At 73.6% G+C, this 18,804-nt stretch carries 16 protein-coding genes; 6 read left to right on the forward strand and 10 right to left on the reverse strand.

Annotated features, from left to right (window positions below; translation table 11 throughout):
- The first annotated feature begins 41 nt into the window (after nt 1-41).
- The 4 genes from OSR43_RS10770 to OSR43_RS10785 all read left to right on the forward strand — a co-directional run bounded on the left by OSR43_RS10770 (nt 42) and on the right by OSR43_RS10785 (nt 6,741).
- Nucleotides 42-1,229, forward strand: a complete 1,188-nt coding sequence (locus OSR43_RS10770) for an exonuclease SbcCD subunit D (RefSeq protein WP_302271548.1) — start codon at nt 42-44, stop codon at nt 1,227-1,229.
- On the forward strand, nt 1,226-4,108 hold the full coding sequence (locus OSR43_RS10775) for an SMC family ATPase (protein ID WP_302271549.1): 2,883 nt from the start codon (nt 1,226-1,228) through the stop codon (nt 4,106-4,108). The genes OSR43_RS10770 and OSR43_RS10775 overlap by 4 nt, the downstream gene beginning before the upstream one ends.
- Nucleotides 4,109-4,262: 154 nt before the next feature.
- Nucleotides 4,263-6,014, forward strand: coding sequence for an MFS transporter (locus OSR43_RS10780; RefSeq protein WP_302266577.1), 1,752 nt, complete (start codon nt 4,263-4,265; stop codon nt 6,012-6,014).
- Entirely contained in the window at nt 6,007-6,741 is a 735-nt protein-coding gene (locus tag OSR43_RS10785; protein ID WP_302266578.1) for a DUF2652 domain-containing protein, read from the forward strand. The genes OSR43_RS10780 and OSR43_RS10785 overlap by 8 nt, the downstream gene beginning before the upstream one ends.
- A 228-nt stretch (nt 6,742-6,969) precedes the next feature.
- Here the strand turns inward: OSR43_RS10785 and OSR43_RS10790 are convergent, their stop codons facing one another.
- From OSR43_RS10790 to OSR43_RS10820, 7 genes are all read right to left on the reverse strand, one after another.
- Nucleotides 6,970-7,539 carry a hypothetical protein gene (locus tag OSR43_RS10790; protein ID WP_302266579.1) on the reverse strand — a complete coding sequence of 190 codons (570 nt, stop codon included), beginning with the start codon at nt 7,537-7,539 and terminating at the stop codon, nt 6,970-6,972.
- Between the two features lie 17 nt (nt 7,540-7,556).
- Nucleotides 7,557-8,705: a zinc-dependent alcohol dehydrogenase gene (locus OSR43_RS10795; RefSeq protein ID WP_302266580.1), complete on the reverse strand. Its 1,149-nt coding sequence runs from the start codon at nt 8,703-8,705 to the stop codon at nt 7,557-7,559.
- 92 nt (nt 8,706-8,797) lie between these two features.
- Nucleotides 8,798-9,388 carry a DUF1345 domain-containing protein gene (locus OSR43_RS10800; RefSeq protein ID WP_302266581.1) on the reverse strand — a complete coding sequence of 197 codons (591 nt, stop codon included), beginning with the start codon at nt 9,386-9,388 and terminating at the stop codon, nt 8,798-8,800.
- A 92-nt stretch (nt 9,389-9,480) separates the two neighbouring features.
- Nucleotides 9,481-10,656 carry a zinc-dependent alcohol dehydrogenase gene (locus tag OSR43_RS10805; protein WP_302266582.1) on the reverse strand — a complete coding sequence of 392 codons (1,176 nt, stop codon included), beginning with the start codon at nt 10,654-10,656 and terminating at the stop codon, nt 9,481-9,483.
- The gene (locus OSR43_RS10810; RefSeq protein ID WP_302266583.1) at nt 10,653-11,141 is read right to left on the reverse strand and encodes a hypothetical protein; all 489 of its coding nucleotides are present in this window, start codon (nt 11,139-11,141) and stop codon (nt 10,653-10,655) included. Before OSR43_RS10810 ends, OSR43_RS10805 begins: the two co-directional genes overlap by 4 nt.
- The gene (locus OSR43_RS10815; RefSeq protein WP_302266584.1) at nt 11,138-11,713 is read right to left on the reverse strand and encodes a type 1 glutamine amidotransferase domain-containing protein; all 576 of its coding nucleotides are present in this window, start codon (nt 11,711-11,713) and stop codon (nt 11,138-11,140) included. Before OSR43_RS10815 ends, OSR43_RS10810 begins: the two co-directional genes overlap by 4 nt.
- A 1-nt stretch (nt 11,714) precedes the next feature.
- Entirely contained in the window at nt 11,715-12,875 is a 1,161-nt protein-coding gene (locus tag OSR43_RS10820; RefSeq protein WP_302266585.1) for a glutathione-independent formaldehyde dehydrogenase, read from the reverse strand.
- A 219-nt stretch (nt 12,876-13,094) separates the two neighbouring features.
- Between OSR43_RS10820 and OSR43_RS10825 the strand changes: the two genes are divergently transcribed.
- Nucleotides 13,095-14,120 (forward strand): helix-turn-helix transcriptional regulator, encoded by a 1,026-nt coding sequence (locus OSR43_RS10825; RefSeq protein ID WP_302266586.1) that lies wholly within the window; start codon nt 13,095-13,097, stop codon nt 14,118-14,120.
- 452 nt (nt 14,121-14,572) lie between these two features.
- On the opposite strand, the gene OSR43_RS10830 is transcribed toward OSR43_RS10825, so the two are convergent.
- Genes OSR43_RS10830 through OSR43_RS10840 form a run of 3 tightly spaced genes read right to left on the reverse strand, consistent with a single transcriptional unit; the run spans nt 14,573 to nt 18,004 of the window.
- Nucleotides 14,573-16,180 carry a trypsin-like serine protease gene (locus tag OSR43_RS10830; RefSeq protein WP_302266587.1) on the reverse strand — a complete coding sequence of 536 codons (1,608 nt, stop codon included), beginning with the start codon at nt 16,178-16,180 and terminating at the stop codon, nt 14,573-14,575.
- 53 nt (nt 16,181-16,233) lie between these two features.
- The gene (locus OSR43_RS10835) at nt 16,234-17,349 is read right to left on the reverse strand and encodes a HAMP domain-containing sensor histidine kinase (protein ID WP_302266588.1); all 1,116 of its coding nucleotides are present in this window, start codon (nt 17,347-17,349) and stop codon (nt 16,234-16,236) included.
- Nucleotides 17,342-18,004 (reverse strand): response regulator transcription factor, encoded by a 663-nt coding sequence (locus OSR43_RS10840; RefSeq protein ID WP_302266589.1) that lies wholly within the window; start codon nt 18,002-18,004, stop codon nt 17,342-17,344. The genes OSR43_RS10835 and OSR43_RS10840 overlap by 8 nt, the downstream gene beginning before the upstream one ends.
- A gap of 86 nt (nt 18,005-18,090) precedes the next feature.
- On the opposite strand from OSR43_RS10840, the gene OSR43_RS10845 reads away from it, so the two are divergent.
- Complete coding sequence (locus OSR43_RS10845) at nt 18,091-18,687, forward strand: M15 family metallopeptidase (RefSeq protein WP_302266590.1); 597 nt, start codon at nt 18,091-18,093, stop codon at nt 18,685-18,687.
- Nucleotides 18,688-18,804: the final 117 nt, after the last annotated feature.

The following is an 18,804-nucleotide window of genomic DNA, read 5'->3' on the forward strand; positions in this document are numbered from 1 at the left end:
GGGTCCGAGGGACTGTCGGCGCGGCCTCCTACGGTCCTCCTGTGCGCATCCTCCACACCTCCGACTGGCACCTGGGCCGGTCGTTCCACCGTGAGGAGATGCTCGTCCACCAGGCCGCCTTCGCCGACCACCTGCTCGAGGTCGTCGAGTCCGAGCGGGTCGACCTCGTGGTGGTCGCGGGCGACGTCTACGACCGCGCCCTCCCCCACGTCGACGCGGTCCGGCTGGCCGACGACGTCCTGGTCCGGCTCGCCGCGTCGCGGGCGCGGGTCGTCGTCTCCAGCGGCAACCACGACAGCGCCCAGCGCCTCGGCTTCAGCTCACGGCTCATCGACGCGGCCGGGGTCTTCATCCGCACCGACCCCGCCGGCGTGGGCACGCCGGTGCTGCTCGAGGACGAGCACGGCCCGGTCGCCGTGCACGCGCTGCCCTACCTCGACCCGCACGCGGTGGCCGCCCCCTGGGAGCTGCCTCGCCGTTCGCACGAGGCCGCGCTGACCGAGGCGATGGCACGTGTCCGGGCCGACCTCGCGACCCGGCCCGGCACCCGGTCGGTGGTGCTGGCGCACGCGTTCGTGGCGGGCGCCCAGCCGAGCGACTCCGAGCGCGACATCTCCGTCGGCGGGGTCTCGATCGTGCCGACCACGCTCTTCGACGGCATCGACTACGTCGCGCTGGGCCACCTGCACGGTCGGCACGTGCTGACCGACCGGGTCCGGTACAGCGGGTCGCCCCTCGCCTACTCCTTCTCCGAGACCGACCACCGCAAGGGCTCCTGGCTGGTCGACCTCGCCGCCGACGGCGCGGTCCACGCCGAGTACGTCGAGGCGCCGGTTCCCCGGCCGCTCGCCCGGCTCACCGGCAACCTCGCCGGCCTGCTTGAGGACCCGCGCCACGAGCGGCACGAGGGCTCCTGGGTCCAGGCCACGCTCACCGACGAGGTCCGGCCGCTCCAGGCGATGGACCGGCTCCGCCGGCGCTTCCCGCACGCGCTCGTCCTGGGCTTCGCGACTCCGCCGCCCGGCCTCGGTGCCGCGCCCGCGACCCGCACCGCCGGTCGCACCGACCACGACATCGCGCACGCCTTCGTCCGCGACCTGCGCGGCACCGGCCCGACCGCCGAGGAGCGCGCGCTCCTCGACGCCGCCGTCGACGCGTGCTGCGACGACCCCGACCTCGACCGCGCCGTCGCGGAGCGGGCCGGACTGTCGTCGGGGGTGGCCGGGTGAGGCTGCACGTCCTGGAGGCGACCGCGTTCGGCCCCTTCGCCGACACGGTCCGGGTTGACTTCGACCACCTCTCCGCCGCCGGCCTCTTCCTGCTGTCGGGCCCGACGGGTGCCGGCAAGACGAGCGTCCTGGACGCCGTGTGCTTCGCGCTGTACGGCGACGTCCCGGGCGACCGGTCCAGCGCCAAGCGGCTGCGGTGCGACGGCGCCGCCGCGGGCGTCGCGCCCCAGGTGACCCTCGAGGCGACCCTGGCCGGCCGGCGCTTCCGGATCGTGCGCTCCCCCGCCTGGGAGCGGCCCAAGAAGCGCGGGTCCGGCACCACCACCCAGCAGGCCTCGGTGACGCTCTCCGAGCTCGTCGCCGGTGCGTGGGTCCCGCTGTCCTCCCGGCTCGACGAGACCGGCCACCAGGTCGCGGAGCTGCTGGGCATGAACCTCACCCAGTTCACCCAGGTCGCGATGCTCCCGCAGGGCCGGTTCCAGGCCTTCCTGCGGGCGCGGTCCGAGGAGCGCCACGAGCTGCTGCAGCGGCTCTTCCGCACCGGTCGGTTCGCCGACGTCGAGCGCTGGCTGCGCGACCGGCGGCTGGACCTGCGGCGCCGGTCGGAGTCGGCCCACCAGGGGGTCGCCGACCTGGCCAGCCGGGTCAGCGAGGTCGTCGAGACGCCCGTGCCGTGGGACGTGCGGGACCTGACCGAGCCGGCTGGGGACGGCGCGCTCCTCGGCTGGGTCCACGAGCTCGCGTCCCGCGCCGCCACCGCCTCGGCCTCCGCCGTCGAGGCAGCGGTCTCGGCCGTCTCCGCCGAGGCTGCGGCCCGGACGGCTCTGGAGTCCGGCCGCGCCCTCACCGAGCGGCGCGCGCGGATCGACGCCGCCGCCGCCGAGCACCGCCGGCTCCTGGCCGACGCCGACGACGTGGCCCGCGACCGGATCGCGCTCGACACCGGCCGGCGCGCCGCCACCGTCGCCCCCTGGCTGCGGCTGCTCGACCAGGCGCAGCACACCCGCGGCACCGCTGCCGCGGCGGTCACCCGCGACGACCGGCACGAGGTGCGGGCCGAGCTCGACGCCGCCGTCGACGCCGCCGCGCACGTCCGCGCGCTGCAGCCCCGCGCCGCCCGCCTCGGGACCGTCCACGGCGAGCTCGAACGGATAGCCGGGCTCGTCCGGCGGGTCGAGCGCCAGGTCGGTGAGGCGCGGGCGCGGTGCGAGGCGGTCGAGGTGCGCGCCACGCTCGACGGCCTGGCCGTCCGGGCCGAGGCGCACGCGACGGTCGCGCGGCTTCGCGAGCAGCTCACCGTCGCCCGGGAGGCCTGGCACGAGTCGCGCGAGGCCACGCTGACCGCGCGCGAGCACGCCGCCGACGTACGCCGCGCGCGGCTGGACAGCATGGCCGCCGAGCTCGCCGGTGCGCTGGCCGTCGGCGCCTGCTGCCCGGTGTGCGGCTCCGACGACCACCCCGTCAAGGCCGTGCCCGGTCCCGACGCCCCCGACGAGCGGGCCGAGAAGCAGGCCCAGCGGGCCGTCGACGACGCCGCGTCCGTCGAGCACCTGCGCGACGTCGAGGTGCGCGAGCTCACCACCCGCCTCGAGCACGCCGAGGCCGCCGCCGGCGCCGGGAGCGTCGCGCTCCTCGAGGCGGAGCGGGCCGAGCTCGACCGCGCGCTGCAGGCGCTGCTCACCGCGGCCGGTGGTCGGTCGGCGCCCGACTCCGCGACCGCCTCCGCCGAGGTCGAGACCCTCGTCGCCGAGGCCGCGCGCCTCGAGGCGACCGGCCGGTCCCTGGCCGAGGAGGCCGAGAGCCTCGGTGCCGAGCTGGCCGAGGCACTCGGCGCGCACGACTGGCTGGTGCCGACCGGGGACGCCGTCCGGGACCTGGACGGCCTGCTGCGCCACCACCGGTCCGTGGAGCGCGCGTGCGGCGAGGCGCTGGTCGCGCTCGACCGGCTCGCGGAGGCCGAGCGCGCCGTCGCCGAGGCGGAGGCGGCCCTCGACGAGGCGGTCGTCGCGGCCGGCTTCGGCTCTGCCGACGAGGCGGCCGCCGCGCTGCTCGACCAGCGCGCCTGCGAGCGGCTCGAGCAGCGCCTGTCCACCCACGAGCGCCGGCTGGCGGCGGTGACCGAGGTGCTGCGCGAGCCGGGGGCCGACGAGGTGGCGACCGCTCTCCTGCCCGACCTGGATCGTCTCGCCGTCGAGCACCGCGGTGCCCTCACCGCGCTGAGCACCGCGCGTGCCGCGGAGGCGCTGTGGTCGGCCCGTGCGGCCCGGCTGGCGGACCTCGGGGACGCGCTCTCCGCCGCACTGGAGGAGTGGGCGCCGCTCCGCTCGGAGCTGGAGCTCACGAGCCGCCTGTGCTCCTTCGTCGAGGGCAAGTCCGCCGACAACCTCCTGCAGATGCGGCTCTCGGCGTACGTGCTGGCCTACCGGCTCTCCCAGGTCGTCGCCGCCGCGAACGAGCGGCTGGCCCGGATGAGCGACCAGCGCTACTCCCTCGAGCACACCGGCCGTCGGGGCGCCGGCGAGACCCGCGGCGGCCTCTCGCTGCTGGTCCGCGACGACTGGTCCGGCGAGGCCCGCGACCCCGCGACGCTGTCGGGCGGCGAGACCTTCGTGGTGTCCCTGGCCCTCGCCCTCGGCCTGGCCGACGTGATCACCAACGAGGTCGGCGGCGCCGCGCTCGACACGCTGTTCGTGGACGAGGGCTTCGGCTCCCTCGACGCCGACACCCTCGACGACGTCATGGACACCCTCGACTCCCTGCGCGACGGCGGCCGGGTCGTCGGCGTCGTCAGCCACGTCGCCGAGATGCGCGACCGGATCCCCACGCAGCTGCTCGTGGCGAAGTCCCGGCACGGCTCCACGGTCTCGCTGACCCGCTGACTCGCTACCCCCAACAGCCCCGGTCCTCGACGCGGTGCACCCGCGTGCGCTCCGGCGTGCCGGATCCCTTGGCAACGGCTCGCGGATCGATGACGATGCAGGAGGACCGCGATCGGCGGAGCAGATCCGCGCCTGGGCGATCGCCTAGCGAGAGTTGAGCCCCGAGACCGTGCGCGAGCAGCCCGCGGGACCCCGTCCCGACACGGAGGCCGGTGGCCGACTGGGCAGGGCCGCGGCCGCCCTCGCCAGCAACGCACGCAACCCCTGCCTGCGGCGCGCGCAGCTCAGCTTCCTCGGCGCCTGGACCGCCGAGTGGGCCTTCACCGTGGGGCTCGGGATCGTGGCGTACCGCGACGGCGGGGCGACGGCCGTCGGACTCGTCGGGCTCCTCCGCATGGCACCCTCCGCGCTGCTCGCCCCGGTGCTGACGCCGCTGGCGGACCGGGGCCGCAGGGAGCGGGTCCTGGTCGTGGTCTCCACGGTGCGCGGCGTGGCCACGGCTGCGGCCGCGCTCGTCGTGGGCTTGTCGGGACCCTCGAGCCTGGTCTACGTCCTGGCCGTCGTCTCCACGATCGCCGCGACCCTCTACCGGCCGGCGCACTCGGCGCTGCTGCCCTCGTTGTGCCGCTCCGGGTACGAGCTCACGAGCACCAACGTCGTGCGCGGTCTCCTGGACTCGGTGGCGACGTTGCTGGGTCCGCTGCTGGCGGCGCTCCTGCTGGGCGTCGCCGGGGTGACCTCGGTCTTCGCCGTCGCCTCGGCCGCCTCGTTGTGGGCGGCGTTCCTCGTGGCCCGCCTGCGCTACGACGCGCCCCCGCGCCCGTCGGCGCCCCCGGAGGGCGCTCTGCTCCGGTCCGCCGCGGAGGGGATCCGGGCGGTCCGCCGGAGCGGTGACCTGGCGCTGATCATGGGCCTCGCCGTCGCGCAGACCCTGACCCGAGGCGCGCTCACGGTGCTCACCGTCGTGGTCGCGATCGACCTCCTCCGGACCGGCGAGTCCGGCGCCGGGCTGCTGACCGCCGCGATCGGCGCCGGCGCCGTCCTCGGGTCGCTCGCCGCCGCGCTGCTGCTCGACACCCGGCGGCTGGGCGGGTGGTTCGCCCTCGGTGTCTCCCTGTGGGGACTACCGGTGATCGTGATCGGCGTGCTCCCGCACGAGACGACCGCGCTGGCGATGCTCGCGTGCGTCGGCGTCGGCAACGCGCTGACCGACCTGGGGGGCTTCACCCTGCTCGGCCGGATCGCACCCGACGAGGTGCTGGCACGGGTCTTCGGCGTGCTGGAGAGCCTGGTCGCCCTCTCGATGGGCCTGGGAGCCGTGCTGACCTCGGTGGTCGTCGAGCTGGCCGGCATCCGCGCCACGTTGGTCGTCGTCGGGGTCCTGTGCCCGGTCGCCGCGGCGCTCGCCTGGCCGCGGCTCCGCCGGATGGACCGTTCGCTCAGCGTGCGTGACGAGGAGATCGCGACGTTGCGGCGTGTCCCGATGCTGGGCTTCCTGCCCCTGCCCGCCGTCGAGCAGCTCGCCCGCGGCATGCAGCCCGTCGACGTACCCGCCGGTGCCACCGTCTTCGAGCAGGGCGACGTCGGCGACCGCTACTTCGTCATCGAGTCGGGCGAGGCCGTGGTGGTCGGCGACGGCGAGGTCGTCGCGAGGCTGGGCCCCGGCGAGGGGTTCGGGGAGATCGCCCTGCTGCGGCAGGTCCGCCGGACGGCCGGCATCCGGGCGACGCAGCCGCTCCGGCTGCAGTCCCTGCGGTCCGAGCACTTCCTCGCGGTCGTCCTGGGCTACCCGCCGAGCGCCCGCGACGCCGGTACGACGGTCGCGTCCAGGCTCGACCGCTTCAGCCCGACCGGCGGGGTGGACGGGCCCCGCCCCGACCCCCCTCCAGGAGCTCCCCATGGCTAGGTCCCCCGGCACGGCGCCCGAGCGAGCACTGCTGGTGATCGCCGACGTCAGCGGCTACACCACCTACATGCGGACGCACCGCATGAGCCTGGCGCACGCGGAGGTGAACATGTCGAGGCTGCTGGACCGCGTCATCGACGCGGCCTCGGGGTTCGACCTGGTCGAGATCGAGGGCGACGCGGCGTTCCTGTCCCGTCCCGCCGACACCCTGACCGACGGCGCGGCGGTCAGGGCCACGTTCGAGGTCGCCGCGGCGATGCACCGCGCGTTCCACCTCGAGCGCCGCTACGTCTCCACGAACCTGTGCCCCTGCCAGGGGTGCAACGAGGTGGACAGCCTGCGGCTGAAGTTCGTCGCGCACATCGGCGAGGTCGCCACCCAGACGATCAGGAAGCGGCACAAGCTGGTGGGGATCGACGTCATCCTCGTCCACCGGATGCTCAAGAACCCGGTGGGGATCCCGGAGTACGTCCTGCTCTCCGAGGACCTCCACCGGCTCCGCGACGACACGGTGGCGACGGCCTCCCACGAGGTCCTGCAGGACCTGGAGGGGATCGGACCGACACGCGGGTACTTCGTCGACGTCGCCGACCTCGCCGACCCCTCGCTCGCCGCACCGCCGGACCCGACCCTCCTCGGGCGCCTCGGCCGGACCTTGACCGTGGCTGGCTCCGGGATGCCCTACATGCTCGGGCTCCGCCGTCGGCGGGCCACCTCCGCCGCCTGACGCGCGCGGGGAGGGCGCGGCGATCCGGCGGCGAGCGCGCTCCGCCGCCGATTGCGGCGCGGAACTGCGTGGCGGTGGTGCCTGTGCGACCACCCCGACCTCCTACCGGCGGCGGTTGTCGCACCCCGGACGTGACGCGCCGCGCCCGAGCGCGGGGCGGGACGCGAACGCCTCGGCGGGAGGCACCCGACGACACCTCCACCCCTCGAGGGAGTGCGGGCGAGAGGACTAGGTGAGCCGACGCACGCGCCTCACCGCTCGGACGACGAGCACGACCGCGAGCGCCCACGGGGCGCCGACGATGAACGGGTCCATCCAGTGGTGCTTGACGTCCGCGCGGTCGTGCCTGAGCCGCGACCTCAGCCCGTGGTGGGTGACCTCGGCCTGCACGCCGGTCTGCGTGATGGGGTTGTCCGGGCGCAGGGTGAGCATCGAGCGCAGCGCGCTCTCGACGGCGTCGACCCGGTCCGCCGCGATCAGCAGCAGCCAGTGCGCGGCCTGCCCCTCGCTGTACCTCGCGTAGGCCAGCTTGCGAACGGTGCCGGAGAGCCCTGCGGGCGGGCAGGTCGTGCCGAACACCGGTGGGAGCCGGGTGTGCTCCACCGAGCGTTCCCGGGGCCACTTCTCCGGCTGCCGGTCCGGGTGCTCCCAGTGGGCGCCCGCGAAGGTGGGGTCGAACCGCTCCCGCGGCACGGAGGGACGGTCGGCCCGGTCGGCGTCGGCACCCCAGCCGGGGATCCGTGCTCGAAGGTCCTCGCTGCTCTCGGCGAGCGGGGGCTTGTGGGGTGTGTACGGCATGGCGTCTTCCTCCCGGCTCAGGCCGCGCTGGTGACGACGATGGGCTTGATGCACTGGTCGAGCTTGGCCGAGAACATGTGGTAGCCCTCGGTGATGTGCTCGAGCGGCACGTGGTGGGTGACGATGTCGCTGGGCTTGAAGTAGCCGTTGCGGACGTGCTCCAACAGGCGTGGCCACTGCCGCTTGACCGGGCACTGGTTCATGCGGAGGGTGAGCCCCTTGTTCATCGCGTCACCGAGCTTGACCGCACTGAACAACGGCCCGTAGGCGCCCACGACCGACACGGTGCCGCCCTTGCGGACGGTGTCGATCGCCCAGTTCAGTGCGACCGGCGACCCGCCCTGGAGCTTGAGCTTCGCGGAGGTCACGTGCTGGAGGAGGCTGCCGTCGGCCTCTGCGCCGACCGCGTCGATGACGACGTCGGCGCCCAGGCCGTCGGTCAGGTGCTTGAGATGGCGGACGACGTCGTGGTGCTCGGTGAAGCTGACGACCTCGGCGTGGGCGAACCCGCGCGCCTTGTCGAGCCGGTAGTCGAGGTGGTCGACGACGATCACGCGTCCGGCGCCCATGAGCCACGCCGACCGGGCCGCGAACAGACCCACCGGCCCGGCGCCGTACACCACGACCACGTCACCCTCCACGATGTCCCCGAGCTGCGCCCCGAAGTAGCCGGTCGGGAGCGCGTCGGTGAAGAGCACCGCGTCGTCGTCGTCCATCCATTCCGGTACCAACCCCGGGCCCACGTCGGCGAACGGAACCCGGACGTACTCGGCCTGGCCACCGTCGTACCCGCCGCACGTGTGGGAGTAGCCGTAGATCCCGCCGACGGCGGTCGCGTTGGGGTTCACGTTGTGGCAGTTGGAGTAGAGCCCCCGCGCGCAGAAGAAGCACGTCCCGCAGAACACGTTGAACGGCACCATGACCCGGTCTCCCCGCTGGAGCCTCTCCACAGACGGACCGACCTCGTGGACCACTCCGATGAACTCGTGCCCGAACGTCATGCCGACCCGGGTGTCGGGCATCATGCCGTGGTACAGGTGCAGGTCGGATCCACAGATCGCGGCCCGCGTCACCCGGACGATGGCGTCGTTGGGGTGCTCGATCGCCGGGATGTCCTTCTCCTCGACGCGGATCCGGTAGGGCCCGCGGTAGACCATCGCTCGCATGCTTGCCTCCATCTGTCTGCCACTCGTTGAGGTTCCTGGTGCGCTCGTCTGTGGCCCCTCGGCCGCGGGGTCCCGGGTCGTCGCTCCGCCGCTCACTGGCCGAGGTTCGTCACGAGGTTGATGGCCACCGCCAGCACGCCGGTGCCGAAGGCGTAGGAGAGAAGGGCGTGGCCCAGCGCGACCTTCCTCGTGCGGGTCGACGTCGGCTCGGTCTCGGCGACGGCGAACGACATCCCCACCGTGAACGCCAGGTACGCGAAGTCGCTGTAGGCCGGAGGAGCCTCCTGCTTGAAGTCGATCCCACCCGCGTCGGGCTCGTCGACGTAGTACAGCCGCGCGTACTTGAAGGCGTACACGGTGTTCACCAGGGTCCACGACAACGCGACGCTGAGGACGCTGAGCAGCACCGACGTCACGGCCGTCGCGTTGCGCTGGCCACTGGACTGCACCAGCGCCAGCGCGACGACGCCGAGGCTCGCGACGGCCCCCGCGAGCAGCCAGACGTCGGTCGACCGGGTCCTGCTCTCCTGCTCGGCGAGGTGCTCCGTCCCTCCAGCGTCCTGCGGCCAGCTCCTGCGCCACACCCAGGTGAGGAGGACGGCGACGGTGACCGTCCAGGTGACGAGCGGCGCCACCCGGGGGCTCGCTCCCAGTCCGACGCCGACGCCGGCGACGGCGCCCACCGCCAGGCTGACCAGCGCCCGGCGAGCCGACAGCAGTCGACCCGGGCCCGGGCCCGCGTCTTCCCCGGACGCCGTGGACGCCGCCCGGCTGCTCAGGCGCCCGGCCGGAACACCGCGCGGACGCACCCGTCCTCCTTCTCCTTGAACATCCGGTAGCCCCGCGGACCGTCATCGAGCGGCATCACGTGGGTCGCCAGGTGCTCGGTCCGCACCTCGTCACGGCTCATGTGCTCGAGGATCTCCGGGATGTAGCGGTGTCCGTGCTGCTGGGCGCCGCGCAGGGTGAGCCCCTTGTTCATCACGGCGCCGAGCGGGAACTTGTCGACCAGGCCGGCGAACACACCGAGGGTGAACACCGTCCCTCCCTTGCGGCAGGCGTAGATGGCCTCACGGACGGCCGTGGGTCGGTCGGTCTGCAGCCGCATCTGCTGCTTCACCTGGTCGTAGAGGTGCTGCGGCCCTGGGGAGTGGGCCTCCATGCCGACCGCCTCGATGCAGACGTCAGGTCCTCGGCCGCCTGTCATCTCCCGCAGCTCGCCGGGCACGTCGACCTGCTCGTAGTCCAGGGTCTCCGCCCCGACGTGGGTGCGGACCTGCTCGAGCCGGTTGTCGTACCGATCGATGACGACGACTCGCTCGGCACCCATGATCATCGCCGCGCGTGCGGCCATCTGGCCGACGCCGCCGGCACCCCACACCGCCACCACGTCGCCTGGTCGGACCTCTGCCTGGTGCGCCCCGGTCCATCCGGTGGGCGCCGCGTCGGAGGCGAACAACGCCCGCTCGTCGGAGACGCCGTCGGGGATGGCGAAGGCCCCCTGGTCGGCGTACGGCACCCGGATGTAGGTGGCGTGGCTCCCTGCCCAGCCGCCCATCGCGTGGGAGTAGCCGTAGCACCCGCCGATGGCCTGACCCCACAAGGCCTCGGTGATGCCAGGATTGGGATTGCCGTTGTCGCACAGCGAGAACAACCCCTGGCGGCAGTACCAGCACTGCCCGCAGCTCGTGAACGAGACCACCACCACCCGGTCGCCCACCTGGTGCTTCGTCACGCCGGAGCCGACCGCGGCCACCGTGCCCATGAACTCGTGCCCGAGCACGTCGCCCGCCCGCATGGCCGGGATGTAGCCCCCGACCAGGTGCAGGTCCGATCCGCAGGTGGCACTCAGTCCCACCTCGAGGATGATGTCGTGGTCGTTGAGGATCGTCGGCTCCGGGACGTCCTCCACGCCGATCTCGTTGACCCCGCGCCACGTCACGGCCTTCATCGGACACCACCCTTGGGCGCCGCCTGCGTCCACGCCTCCAGCAGCGCACCGCCGGGTGTCGGCGTCCGCTCCCCGTGGGGGGCGGGGTCCACCGCGAGCACCTCCCCGACCTCGATGAGCTGCTTGGCCTGACGCAGGGCCGACCGGAGGTCGGCCTCGGGGTCGCTGCCGCTCAGCCGCTGGGGCGCGGTGCCCGACCCCGAGCCCTCGCGCAGCCGGGCCGCCAGCTCCGTGCCCTTGCCGGCGGGGGCCGGACGGACGCGGACCTCGATCCGGTCGGCGAGCTCGGCGAGCGGCACGGGCAGCGCGGTCTCGTCGATGTCCGACGGCTCGCAGAGGACCGTCACCGCCAGCCACCCGGACGCTGCGTGACCGGGCCCGGCGGCCCGGGCAGCGATCGGGTCCATGGCGGACCGCACCTGACGGACCAGGATCCCTCCGACACGAGCCGCGAGGGAGGCGCCGTTCGTCGTCGCGCTCGTCATGAGCCACTTCCCGCGCCCGCGGACTCCGACGCCTTGGCGAACTCCTGCACGATCCGCTCGCAGAACGCCGGCAGGTCGTCCGGCGACCGGCTCGTGGTGATGTTGCCGTCGGTCACGACTTCCTCGTCGACCACCTCGGCCCCCGCGTTGCGCAGGTCGGTGCGCACGCTCGGCCAGGAGGTCAGCCGGCGACCTCGCGCGACGTCGGCCTCGACGAAGTTCCACGGACCGTGGCAGATCGAGGCGACCGGCTTGCCGGACTGCACGAAGTCCCGGACGAGGTCGACGGCGGCAGGCTCCATCCGCAGCTTGTCGGGGTTCACCGTCCCACCCGGCAGGAGCAGCGCGTCGTAGTCGTCCAGCGACGCCTCGCCCACCGTCTGGTCGACGGAGAAGGTGCCGGCATCCTCGAGGTCGTTGTTGCGCGCCTGGATCTCCCCGCTGCTGATCGAGACCAGCACGGTCCGGGCGCCGGCGTCGTCCAGCGCCTGTCGCGGCTGCTCCAGCTCGACCCGCTCCACACCGTCGGCGGCGAGGATGGCCACCCGACGTCCGTCCAGCTCCCCGGCCATCTCAGGCTCCCGCCCCGACGCCGTTGGGGTGCAGGACCACCTTGGTCCAGCCCTCGTCGCGGTTGTCGAAGTGCTCGTAGGCCTCCGGCGCCCGGTCGAGGGGCAGCTCGTGGCTCACGATGAACGACGGCTCGGCCTTGCCGCCCGCGACCAGGTCGCGCAGTTGCCGGTTGTACTTCTTGACCGGTGCCTGGCCGCTGCCGATGTGCTGGCCCTTGAACCAGAACATGCCGTAGTCGAAGGCGAGCTTGCCCTGCTTCGCCAGCTCGTCGCTCGCGCCGGGGTCCTGGGGCACGAAGACGCCGACGCACCCGATCCTCCCGGTGAACCGCACGGAGGCGACCAACCGGTTCATCGTCAGGTTGGGCTGCTCGTCACCGGTCGGCTCGTGCGCCTGGTACCCGACACACTCACAGCCGTTGTCGGCCCCCAGCCCCATGGTCTGCTCGAGAACGGCCTCCACCGGGTCGACCTTCGAGTCGTCGATCGCGATCGCGCCGATGGACTCCGCCAAGCGGAGCCGGTCCGGGTGCCGGTCGACGACCATCACCTTGCTCGCGCCCTTGATGGTCGCTGACAGCGCGGCCATCAGCCCGACCGGCCCGGCCCCGTAGATGACCGTCTGGTCGCCGGGCTTCACGCCGGCCATCTCGGTCGCGTGGTAGCCGGTCGGGAAGATGTCGGCGAGCATCACGTAGTCGGTCTGGCGCTCCTCGGCGTCCTCGCCCAGCCGCAGGCAGTTGAAGTCACCCCAGGGCACGCGCAGCAGCTCGGCCTGGCCCCCGCCGTACGGCCCCATGTCGGCGAAGCCGTACGCCGCGCCGGCCATCTTCGGGTCCGGCTGGGCGGTCAGGCAGTAGTTCGTGAGCTGACGCTCGCAGTTCTTGCAGTGTCCGCACGCGATGTTGAAAGGCAGGACGACGTACTCCCCCACCTGCACCTTGTCGACCCCGTCGCCGACCTCGACCACCTCGCCCAGGTTCTCGTGGCCGAACGAGCGGCCGGGCTCGAAGTCGGTCCGGCCCTCGTACATGTGGAGGTCGGAACCGCAGATGTTCGCCGAGGTGATCCGGACCAGGACGTCGGTCGGCCGCTCGATCCGCGCGTCCGGGACGTCCTTGACGCTCACCTCCCGCGGTCCTTCGTACACCACTGCCTTCATGCTGCCTCCCTCGTCCTGGTGGTCCCACCACCTCGCGTGCGATCGGTCAGATGGCCATTGCACCCCCAGGACGGCGGGGTAGGGCATCGGCAGACATGCCGATCCGGCTGACGGGTATGACCGCCGGAGAGGAGGGGAAACGGCTGCGGAGGACGCAGCAGCCGCGGTGTACGGGAAGCCACCCTCCGCTCGAGGCGAGCTGCCCGGCGGAGGCTGTCGATGGATCGGACGCGCACCCTGGAGCTGGCCGCGATCGCGGACTCTGCCCGTCCGCTCGACGAGCGTGGGCACGAGATGCTGGAGACGCTCCGCCGGGTCGTCCCGTTCGACGCCGCCTGGCTGGCCCTGGCCGAGCCGATGGGACGCGGGTACACCCCCGTGGCCAGCACCGATCTCGATGCCGGGACGCTGCAGTACCTCAACGGACCCGGCGTGAGCCACGACATCGAGGCGACCCAGACCGACCGCGCCCGCCCCCCGGCGAGCCCCTCCGACCTGCCGTACCCGGTCGACGAGCTGCCGACCTGGGCCGAGTGCTTCCTGCCGGCCGGGTTCCGCGAGGCGCTCGGGATGGCTCTGTACGAGAGGGGCCAACGCCACGTGGGCTTCCTGGTCCTCCTCTCCTGCAGGGCACAGCCGCCGTCCGCTGCCACGCGGCGCCGACTGCACCGGCTCGCACCGGTGCTGGCGCGCGGCATCGACCCCTTGCGCGGGCTGGCCGTCGCGGCACGCGTGGTGAGGGGCGCGACCGCCGGGGTCGTCCTGTGCCGCGACGGGACGACCCGACCCCTGCCCGGCCTCGAGGGTGACGCACTCCTCACCCGGGGTTCAGCCCTCATGCAGGTCGCCTGCTCCTGCGTCGGCGGGGACCAGCCCTTCGCGTCCTTCCTGTGGCCCCGGGGAGGACGTCACGCCCCCGACGGGCACGTCCGGGTGAGCGTCCTGGCCAGCGGCGAGCGTCCGTCCACGGGGTTCCTCGGGACCGTGCTGCTCTCTCCTGCCGGCGACCACCGCGGACTCACGCCACGGGAGCTGGAGGTGCTCGGCTTGCTCGTCGGCGGGTGCTCGAACCAGCAGATCGCTCGAGCGCTGGTCGTGGCACCGCGGACGGTGGCGACGCACCTCGAGCACATCCTCATCAAGCTCGCTGCAGCCACCAGGACGCTCGCCGCCGTCCGAGCAGAACGCGAGGGCCTCTACGTGCCTGCGGCGCCGGTGCGGTGGACCGGGCCCCGCGAGGAGTGAACCGCCAAGATGACGGCCCCGCACCCTGCACGTCGTCGTCGACCCCACCCCGCCCTCCTCCCGGCGTCGTCGCGGGCCGGTCGCAACCGTTCAATTGCGCAGTTGTGACGCGAGGAGGCGCTCCCACCCCGTCGCAACCGTTCAATTGCAGGATTGCGACGGGGTAGGTCCGAGGCCTCAGGACGAGGGCGCGCACCCCGCCACCAGACACGCGACGTCGACACCCGGCACCCGTTCGCTCGCCTCCCGGAGCCAGTCAGCCGGCTTGCTCAGCGTCGAGCCCTCGGGCTCGAGTCGGCACCGTGCTCCGGCGACTCGACGACGCCCGGGCCCTCGCGCAGCCACCGTCGATCCACGTGCGCACGTCGTCCCGGAGGACCGGAGGAGGACTCGGGCGTCGTCCTCGTCGTGGTGGCAGGAGGTCTGACCGGGTGACCGGCCCGCACCACTCTCTACGGCTGTCCGAGCGTGCAGCCGGGCGCGTCGGAGTCGAACGCCGAGCCGGCGACGAGGCAAGGCGTCAGCGCGGTCACCTGCTGGGCGTAGCCGCGACCGCGGACCGAGGTGATGGTTCCGTCGCGCCCGACCTCGCAGGGGTTGTCCTCGCTGCAGGGCCTGCCCCCGCCGGCGACGTGGCTGTTGTGGACGGCGACCACCTGGCCGGACCGCGGGTCGATCAGGGGAGCTCCGGAGAGACCGGCCTGGGCCCGGCACGGGCGGGTCGTGCGGTACCGCACCACGTCACGCTGGGTCCAGCCGGCCTCGCGCACCTGCGGGACGACGGCGCCCACGACGCAGGAGTACGTGGTCTGGAACGAGCCGGCGTGCATCACGAGCTCGTCGCCCGGCGCAGGACCGCTCACGGCGAGCGGGTGGGCTGGCACCCCGAGCCGACGGAGCTGCGCATACGTCTCGCGGAGCCGGTAGACCGCCACGTCGGTGCCGGTCATGGTCGCGTACAGCAGTCGTGAGGTCGTCGCGCGGGCCGCCGGGTTGCTGTCGGGTCCGAGGAGGTTGACGTGCTGGTGTGCTGGCCGGTCGAGCACGGCGCTGCCGGGGCCGGGCCGCGGGTCGACGCAGTGCCCGTTGGTGAGGACCATCGCCCGGTCGGTGCCCCGGCTCGCAGCGACGCGGACGACCGATGCGGCGCAACCGCTCGGCGCGATGCTGCCGGAGCCCGCGATCCCAGGGGTGGTGGGGCGGGGTGTCGTCGGGATGGTCCGGCGGCCGGAGACGTAGCTGCGGATCCACCGGCGGTGGGCGCTCAGGTCGGTGTAGACCGAGGGCCGCAGGCCGCTGACGTAGTTGCCTCCGTTGACGGTGCCGGCCAGCACCGTCCGCCCGCCCTCGGTGACGAAGACGGGCCCGCCGGAGTCCATGTTGTCGGGTCCGACACCGGTGTGCCCGACGCACAGGGCGAGCTGCGCCTTCGTGAGGCCACAGGCGGCGCGGGACGCGATCCGGGTCGTGGCCGTGCGGAGGGCCCGGGGGTAGCTTCGGGTCGACTCGTAGTCGCGCAGACCGCCGCGCCCGGTGTAGCCCCACCCGCGGATGACGGCGCGGGTGCCGGGGGCCGGCCGGCGGGTCGCCAGCCGCACCGGTTCGATCGGGAGGGCCCGGCGGAGCTCGAGGAGCGCGAAGTCGCCGTCCGGGGCGATCGTGCGGGAGGCGCGGACGAACTGCTGGACGCGGACGACGCGGCCACCGGAGCCGACCTTCCGGGAGCCGAACCGCACTTGCCAGCCGACCGGGGAGCCCGTCAGCGCGAGCCGGACGTCGCCCGTGCCGCGGAGGCTGGGACCGGTCTCGACCAGGCCGGCGCAGTGCCCGGCGGTGACGGCCCAACGGGGTGCGATCAGCGTCGCGCCGCACACGTGGTTGTCCCGACGCGGCGAGTCGATGCGCTGGAAGGAGCCCTCGTACGGCGACGCGACCGCCGCCCGGTGTCCGTCGACGATGGCTTGGGAGGACGGGGCAGGGAGCCCGACGAGGACGAGGAGGGCTGCACAGCTGAGCAGGACGGCGGGACGGGCGCGCCGTACGAGACTGGTCGTGGTCATGCGGCGACCGTAGGGATCGGGACGTCTCGTGAGCGTATGGGCGGCGGGCGGCGTCAGCCGCCGAACTCGACGACCGACCGCAGGCCGCCGCCGTCCCGCGGCTGGAGGTCCAGCCGGGCGCCGTGCACCCTCGCGATCGACGCGACGATCGCGAGGCCGAGCCCGCTGCCGGCGGCCCAGCGGGCGTTGGGGCTGGGCGCGCGTCCGGTGACGAACGGCTCGGTGAAGGTGGCGACGGCTGCCTCGTCCAGGACGACACCGGTGTTCTCGACGACGAGCGTGCTGACCCCGGAGCGGTCGACGCACGTCCGCACCCACACCGTCGGCGCCGGTACGTCGTTGTGGGTCACGGCGTTCTGCAGCAGGTTGACCGCCAGCTGCACGAGCATCGCCCGGTTGCCGTGCGTCGGGGCGGCGGCGAGGTCCCACACGACCCGGACCCCGGCGTCCGCCGCGGCGGGGTCCGTCCCGGTCTGCCGCCCGGCCTCCGCCGCCACCTCGGCGAGGTCGACCGGCTCGGTCTCGAGGTCCGTCCGTTCGAGGCGGGCGAGCCGGAAGAGCGACTCGAGGATGTGGATGGACCGGTCGTTCATCTCGACCAGTCGAGCGAGCAGGTGCTCCCGCCCGGACCCGTCCGGGTCCATGAGCGCGACCTCGAGCATCGTCTTGGTGACCGCGAGCGGCGTGCGCAGCTCGTGCGAGGCGTGGTGGGTGAAGCGGCGCTGCTCCTCGAAGGAGTGCTGGAGCTGGTCGAGCATCCGGTCGAACTGGTCGGCCAGCCGCCGGAACTCGTCGTCGGGTCCGGCCAGGGCGACCCGGTGGTCGAGCGAACCCGTCGAGACCGCGGCTGCGGCGTCGGTGAGCTCCTTGAGCGGCCGCAGCATCCGGCCGGCGAGGATCCAGCCACCCAGCAGCCCGACGACGGCCAGCATGGCGAGACCGGCGAGGGCCACCGGGACGGCCTCGCCGAGGAGGTCGGAGCGGTCCGGGACGAAGCGGCCGTCATCGGCCACGATGAGGTTCTCGTCGTCCGGCACGAACCTCAGCACCGAGAAGAGGACACCCGTCACGAGCGCACCTGCAGCGACCAGGAACCCGGCGTAGCTGAGCGTCAGCCGCAGCCGGACGCTCAGGCCTCGTCGGCGGCGACGTACCGGACCGTCAAGCATCGCCGAACCGGTATCCGACGCCGGCGACGGTGTGGATGACCGCGGGCGCACCGAGCCGCTTGCGCAACGTGGAGATGGTGATGCGCACCGCGTTGGTGAACGGGTCCGCGTTCTCGTCCCAGGCACGCTCGAGGAGGTCCTCGGCGCTGACGACGCCGCCGTCGGCGACCATCAGCACCTGCAGCACGGCGAACTGCTTGCGGGTCAGCGCGACGTACCGGTCGTCGCGGTAGACCTCGCGGCGGAAGGGGTCGAGCCGGACCCCCGCGCCCGCGAGCGTCGGCGGGCGGGCGGCGTCGGGGCGCCGGCTGAGGGCGCGCAGCCGGAGGACCAGCTCCCGCAGCGCGAACGGCTTCGCCAGGTAGTCGTCGACCCCGAGCGCGAACCCCGACTCCTTGTCGTCCAGGCGGTCGGCCGCGGTGACCATGATGATCCGGGCCGCCGAGTGGTGGTCCACGAGGTGCCTGGCCACCTCGTCACCCGGCAGGTCCGGGAGGTCCCGATCGAGGACGACGGCGTCGTACTCGTTCACCGTCAACAGGTCGAACGCCGCGGCCGCGGTGAGCGCGACGTCGGCCGCGATGGCCTCCAGGCCCAGTCCCGCGCGGATCGCGTCCGCCATGTACGGCTCGTCCTCGACCACCAGCACCCGCATGGTGCGAGGCTAGGCGGCCCCACGTATCGCCGGTGTATCGCGTAGCGCAGACGCTCTCGCAACGCGGCGGTCCCTGGGATGGTGGCATGACACCCCCGGCTCCCCCAGTCCCGCGCGGTCGCCTGACCGCTTTCGTGCTGCTCGTCTGCGTGACCGCGGTCGGTCTCGCCTACCTGGCGCTCGCCGACCACGCGGCACCGGCCCGGAGGGCGCTCCTCGCCGAGGCGCACGTGACGGGGGTCCCCGTGCCGGGCGTCGGCGACCGGCCCGGGAGCGGGGACGGTCGGGTGGAGGGGTTGATCGCGCCGGACGCGGACCACGTCGCCCTGGACCGGCTCGACCCTGACCTCTACGACGCCTTGAACCGCGCCGCCGTCGGCGCGGCGGAGGACGGCATCGCACTTCAGGTCTCCAGTGGGTGGCGCAGCCGCGCCTACCAGCAGCACCTCCTCGACGCGGCGATCCAGAAGTACGGGAGCCGCGAGGAGGCCCTCCACTGGGTGGAGACCCCCGACGGCTCGTCCCACACGAGCGGTGACGCCGTCGACGTCGGTCCGACGGAGCCGGCGTACTGGCTCAGCCAGCACGGCAGCGCCTACGGCCTCTGCCAGACCTACTCGAACGAGATCTGGCACTACGAGCTGGCCACCAGGCCCGGAGGGGCGTGCCCGTCGCCCCGGTGAGGGGCAGCCCGCGGGCAGGGGTCCACGGCGCCGCCCTCCGCACTCGACCAGGGCTGCAGCCTCGTCGGTGCGAGACCCACGACCGAGTCCCTAGACATCTCCTCGTCGCGTCGCGTC

The organism is Nocardioides sp. Arc9.136 (assembly GCF_030506255.1).
GTDB lineage: Bacteria > Actinomycetota > Actinomycetes > Propionibacteriales > Nocardioidaceae > Nocardioides.

Excerpts from the sequence above, each read along its gene's own strand:
- OSR43_RS10830 (WP_302266587.1), bottom strand. The coding sequence starts at position 16,180 with ATGACCACGACCAGTCTCGTACGGCGCGCCCGTCCCGCCGTCCTGCTC.
- OSR43_RS10795 (WP_302266580.1), bottom strand. The coding sequence starts at position 8,705 with ATGCGAGCGATGGTCTACCGCGGGCCCTACCGGATCCGCGTCGAGGAG.
- OSR43_RS10840 (WP_302266589.1), bottom strand. The coding sequence starts at position 18,004 with ATGCGGGTGCTGGTGGTCGAGGACGAGCCGTACATGGCGGACGCGATC.
- OSR43_RS10785 (WP_302266578.1), top strand. The coding sequence starts at position 6,007 with ATGGCTAGGTCCCCCGGCACGGCGCCCGAGCGAGCACTGCTGGTGATC.
- OSR43_RS10820 (WP_302266585.1), bottom strand. The coding sequence starts at position 12,875 with ATGAAGGCAGTGGTGTACGAAGGACCGCGGGAGGTGAGCGTCAAGGAC.
- OSR43_RS10845 (WP_302266590.1), top strand. The coding sequence starts at position 18,091 with ATGACACCCCCGGCTCCCCCAGTCCCGCGCGGTCGCCTGACCGCTTTC.
- OSR43_RS10805 (WP_302266582.1), bottom strand. The coding sequence starts at position 10,656 with ATGAAGGCCGTGACGTGGCGCGGGGTCAACGAGATCGGCGTGGAGGAC.
- OSR43_RS10825 (WP_302266586.1), top strand. The coding sequence starts at position 13,095 with ATGGATCGGACGCGCACCCTGGAGCTGGCCGCGATCGCGGACTCTGCC.
- OSR43_RS10835 (WP_302266588.1), bottom strand. The coding sequence starts at position 17,349 with ATGCTTGACGGTCCGGTACGTCGCCGCCGACGAGGCCTGAGCGTCCGG.
- OSR43_RS10815 (WP_302266584.1), bottom strand. The coding sequence starts at position 11,713 with ATGGCCGGGGAGCTGGACGGACGTCGGGTGGCCATCCTCGCCGCCGAC.
- OSR43_RS10790 (WP_302266579.1), bottom strand. The coding sequence starts at position 7,539 with ATGCCGTACACACCCCACAAGCCCCCGCTCGCCGAGAGCAGCGAGGAC.
- OSR43_RS10810 (WP_302266583.1), bottom strand. The coding sequence starts at position 11,141 with ATGACGAGCGCGACGACGAACGGCGCCTCCCTCGCGGCTCGTGTCGGA.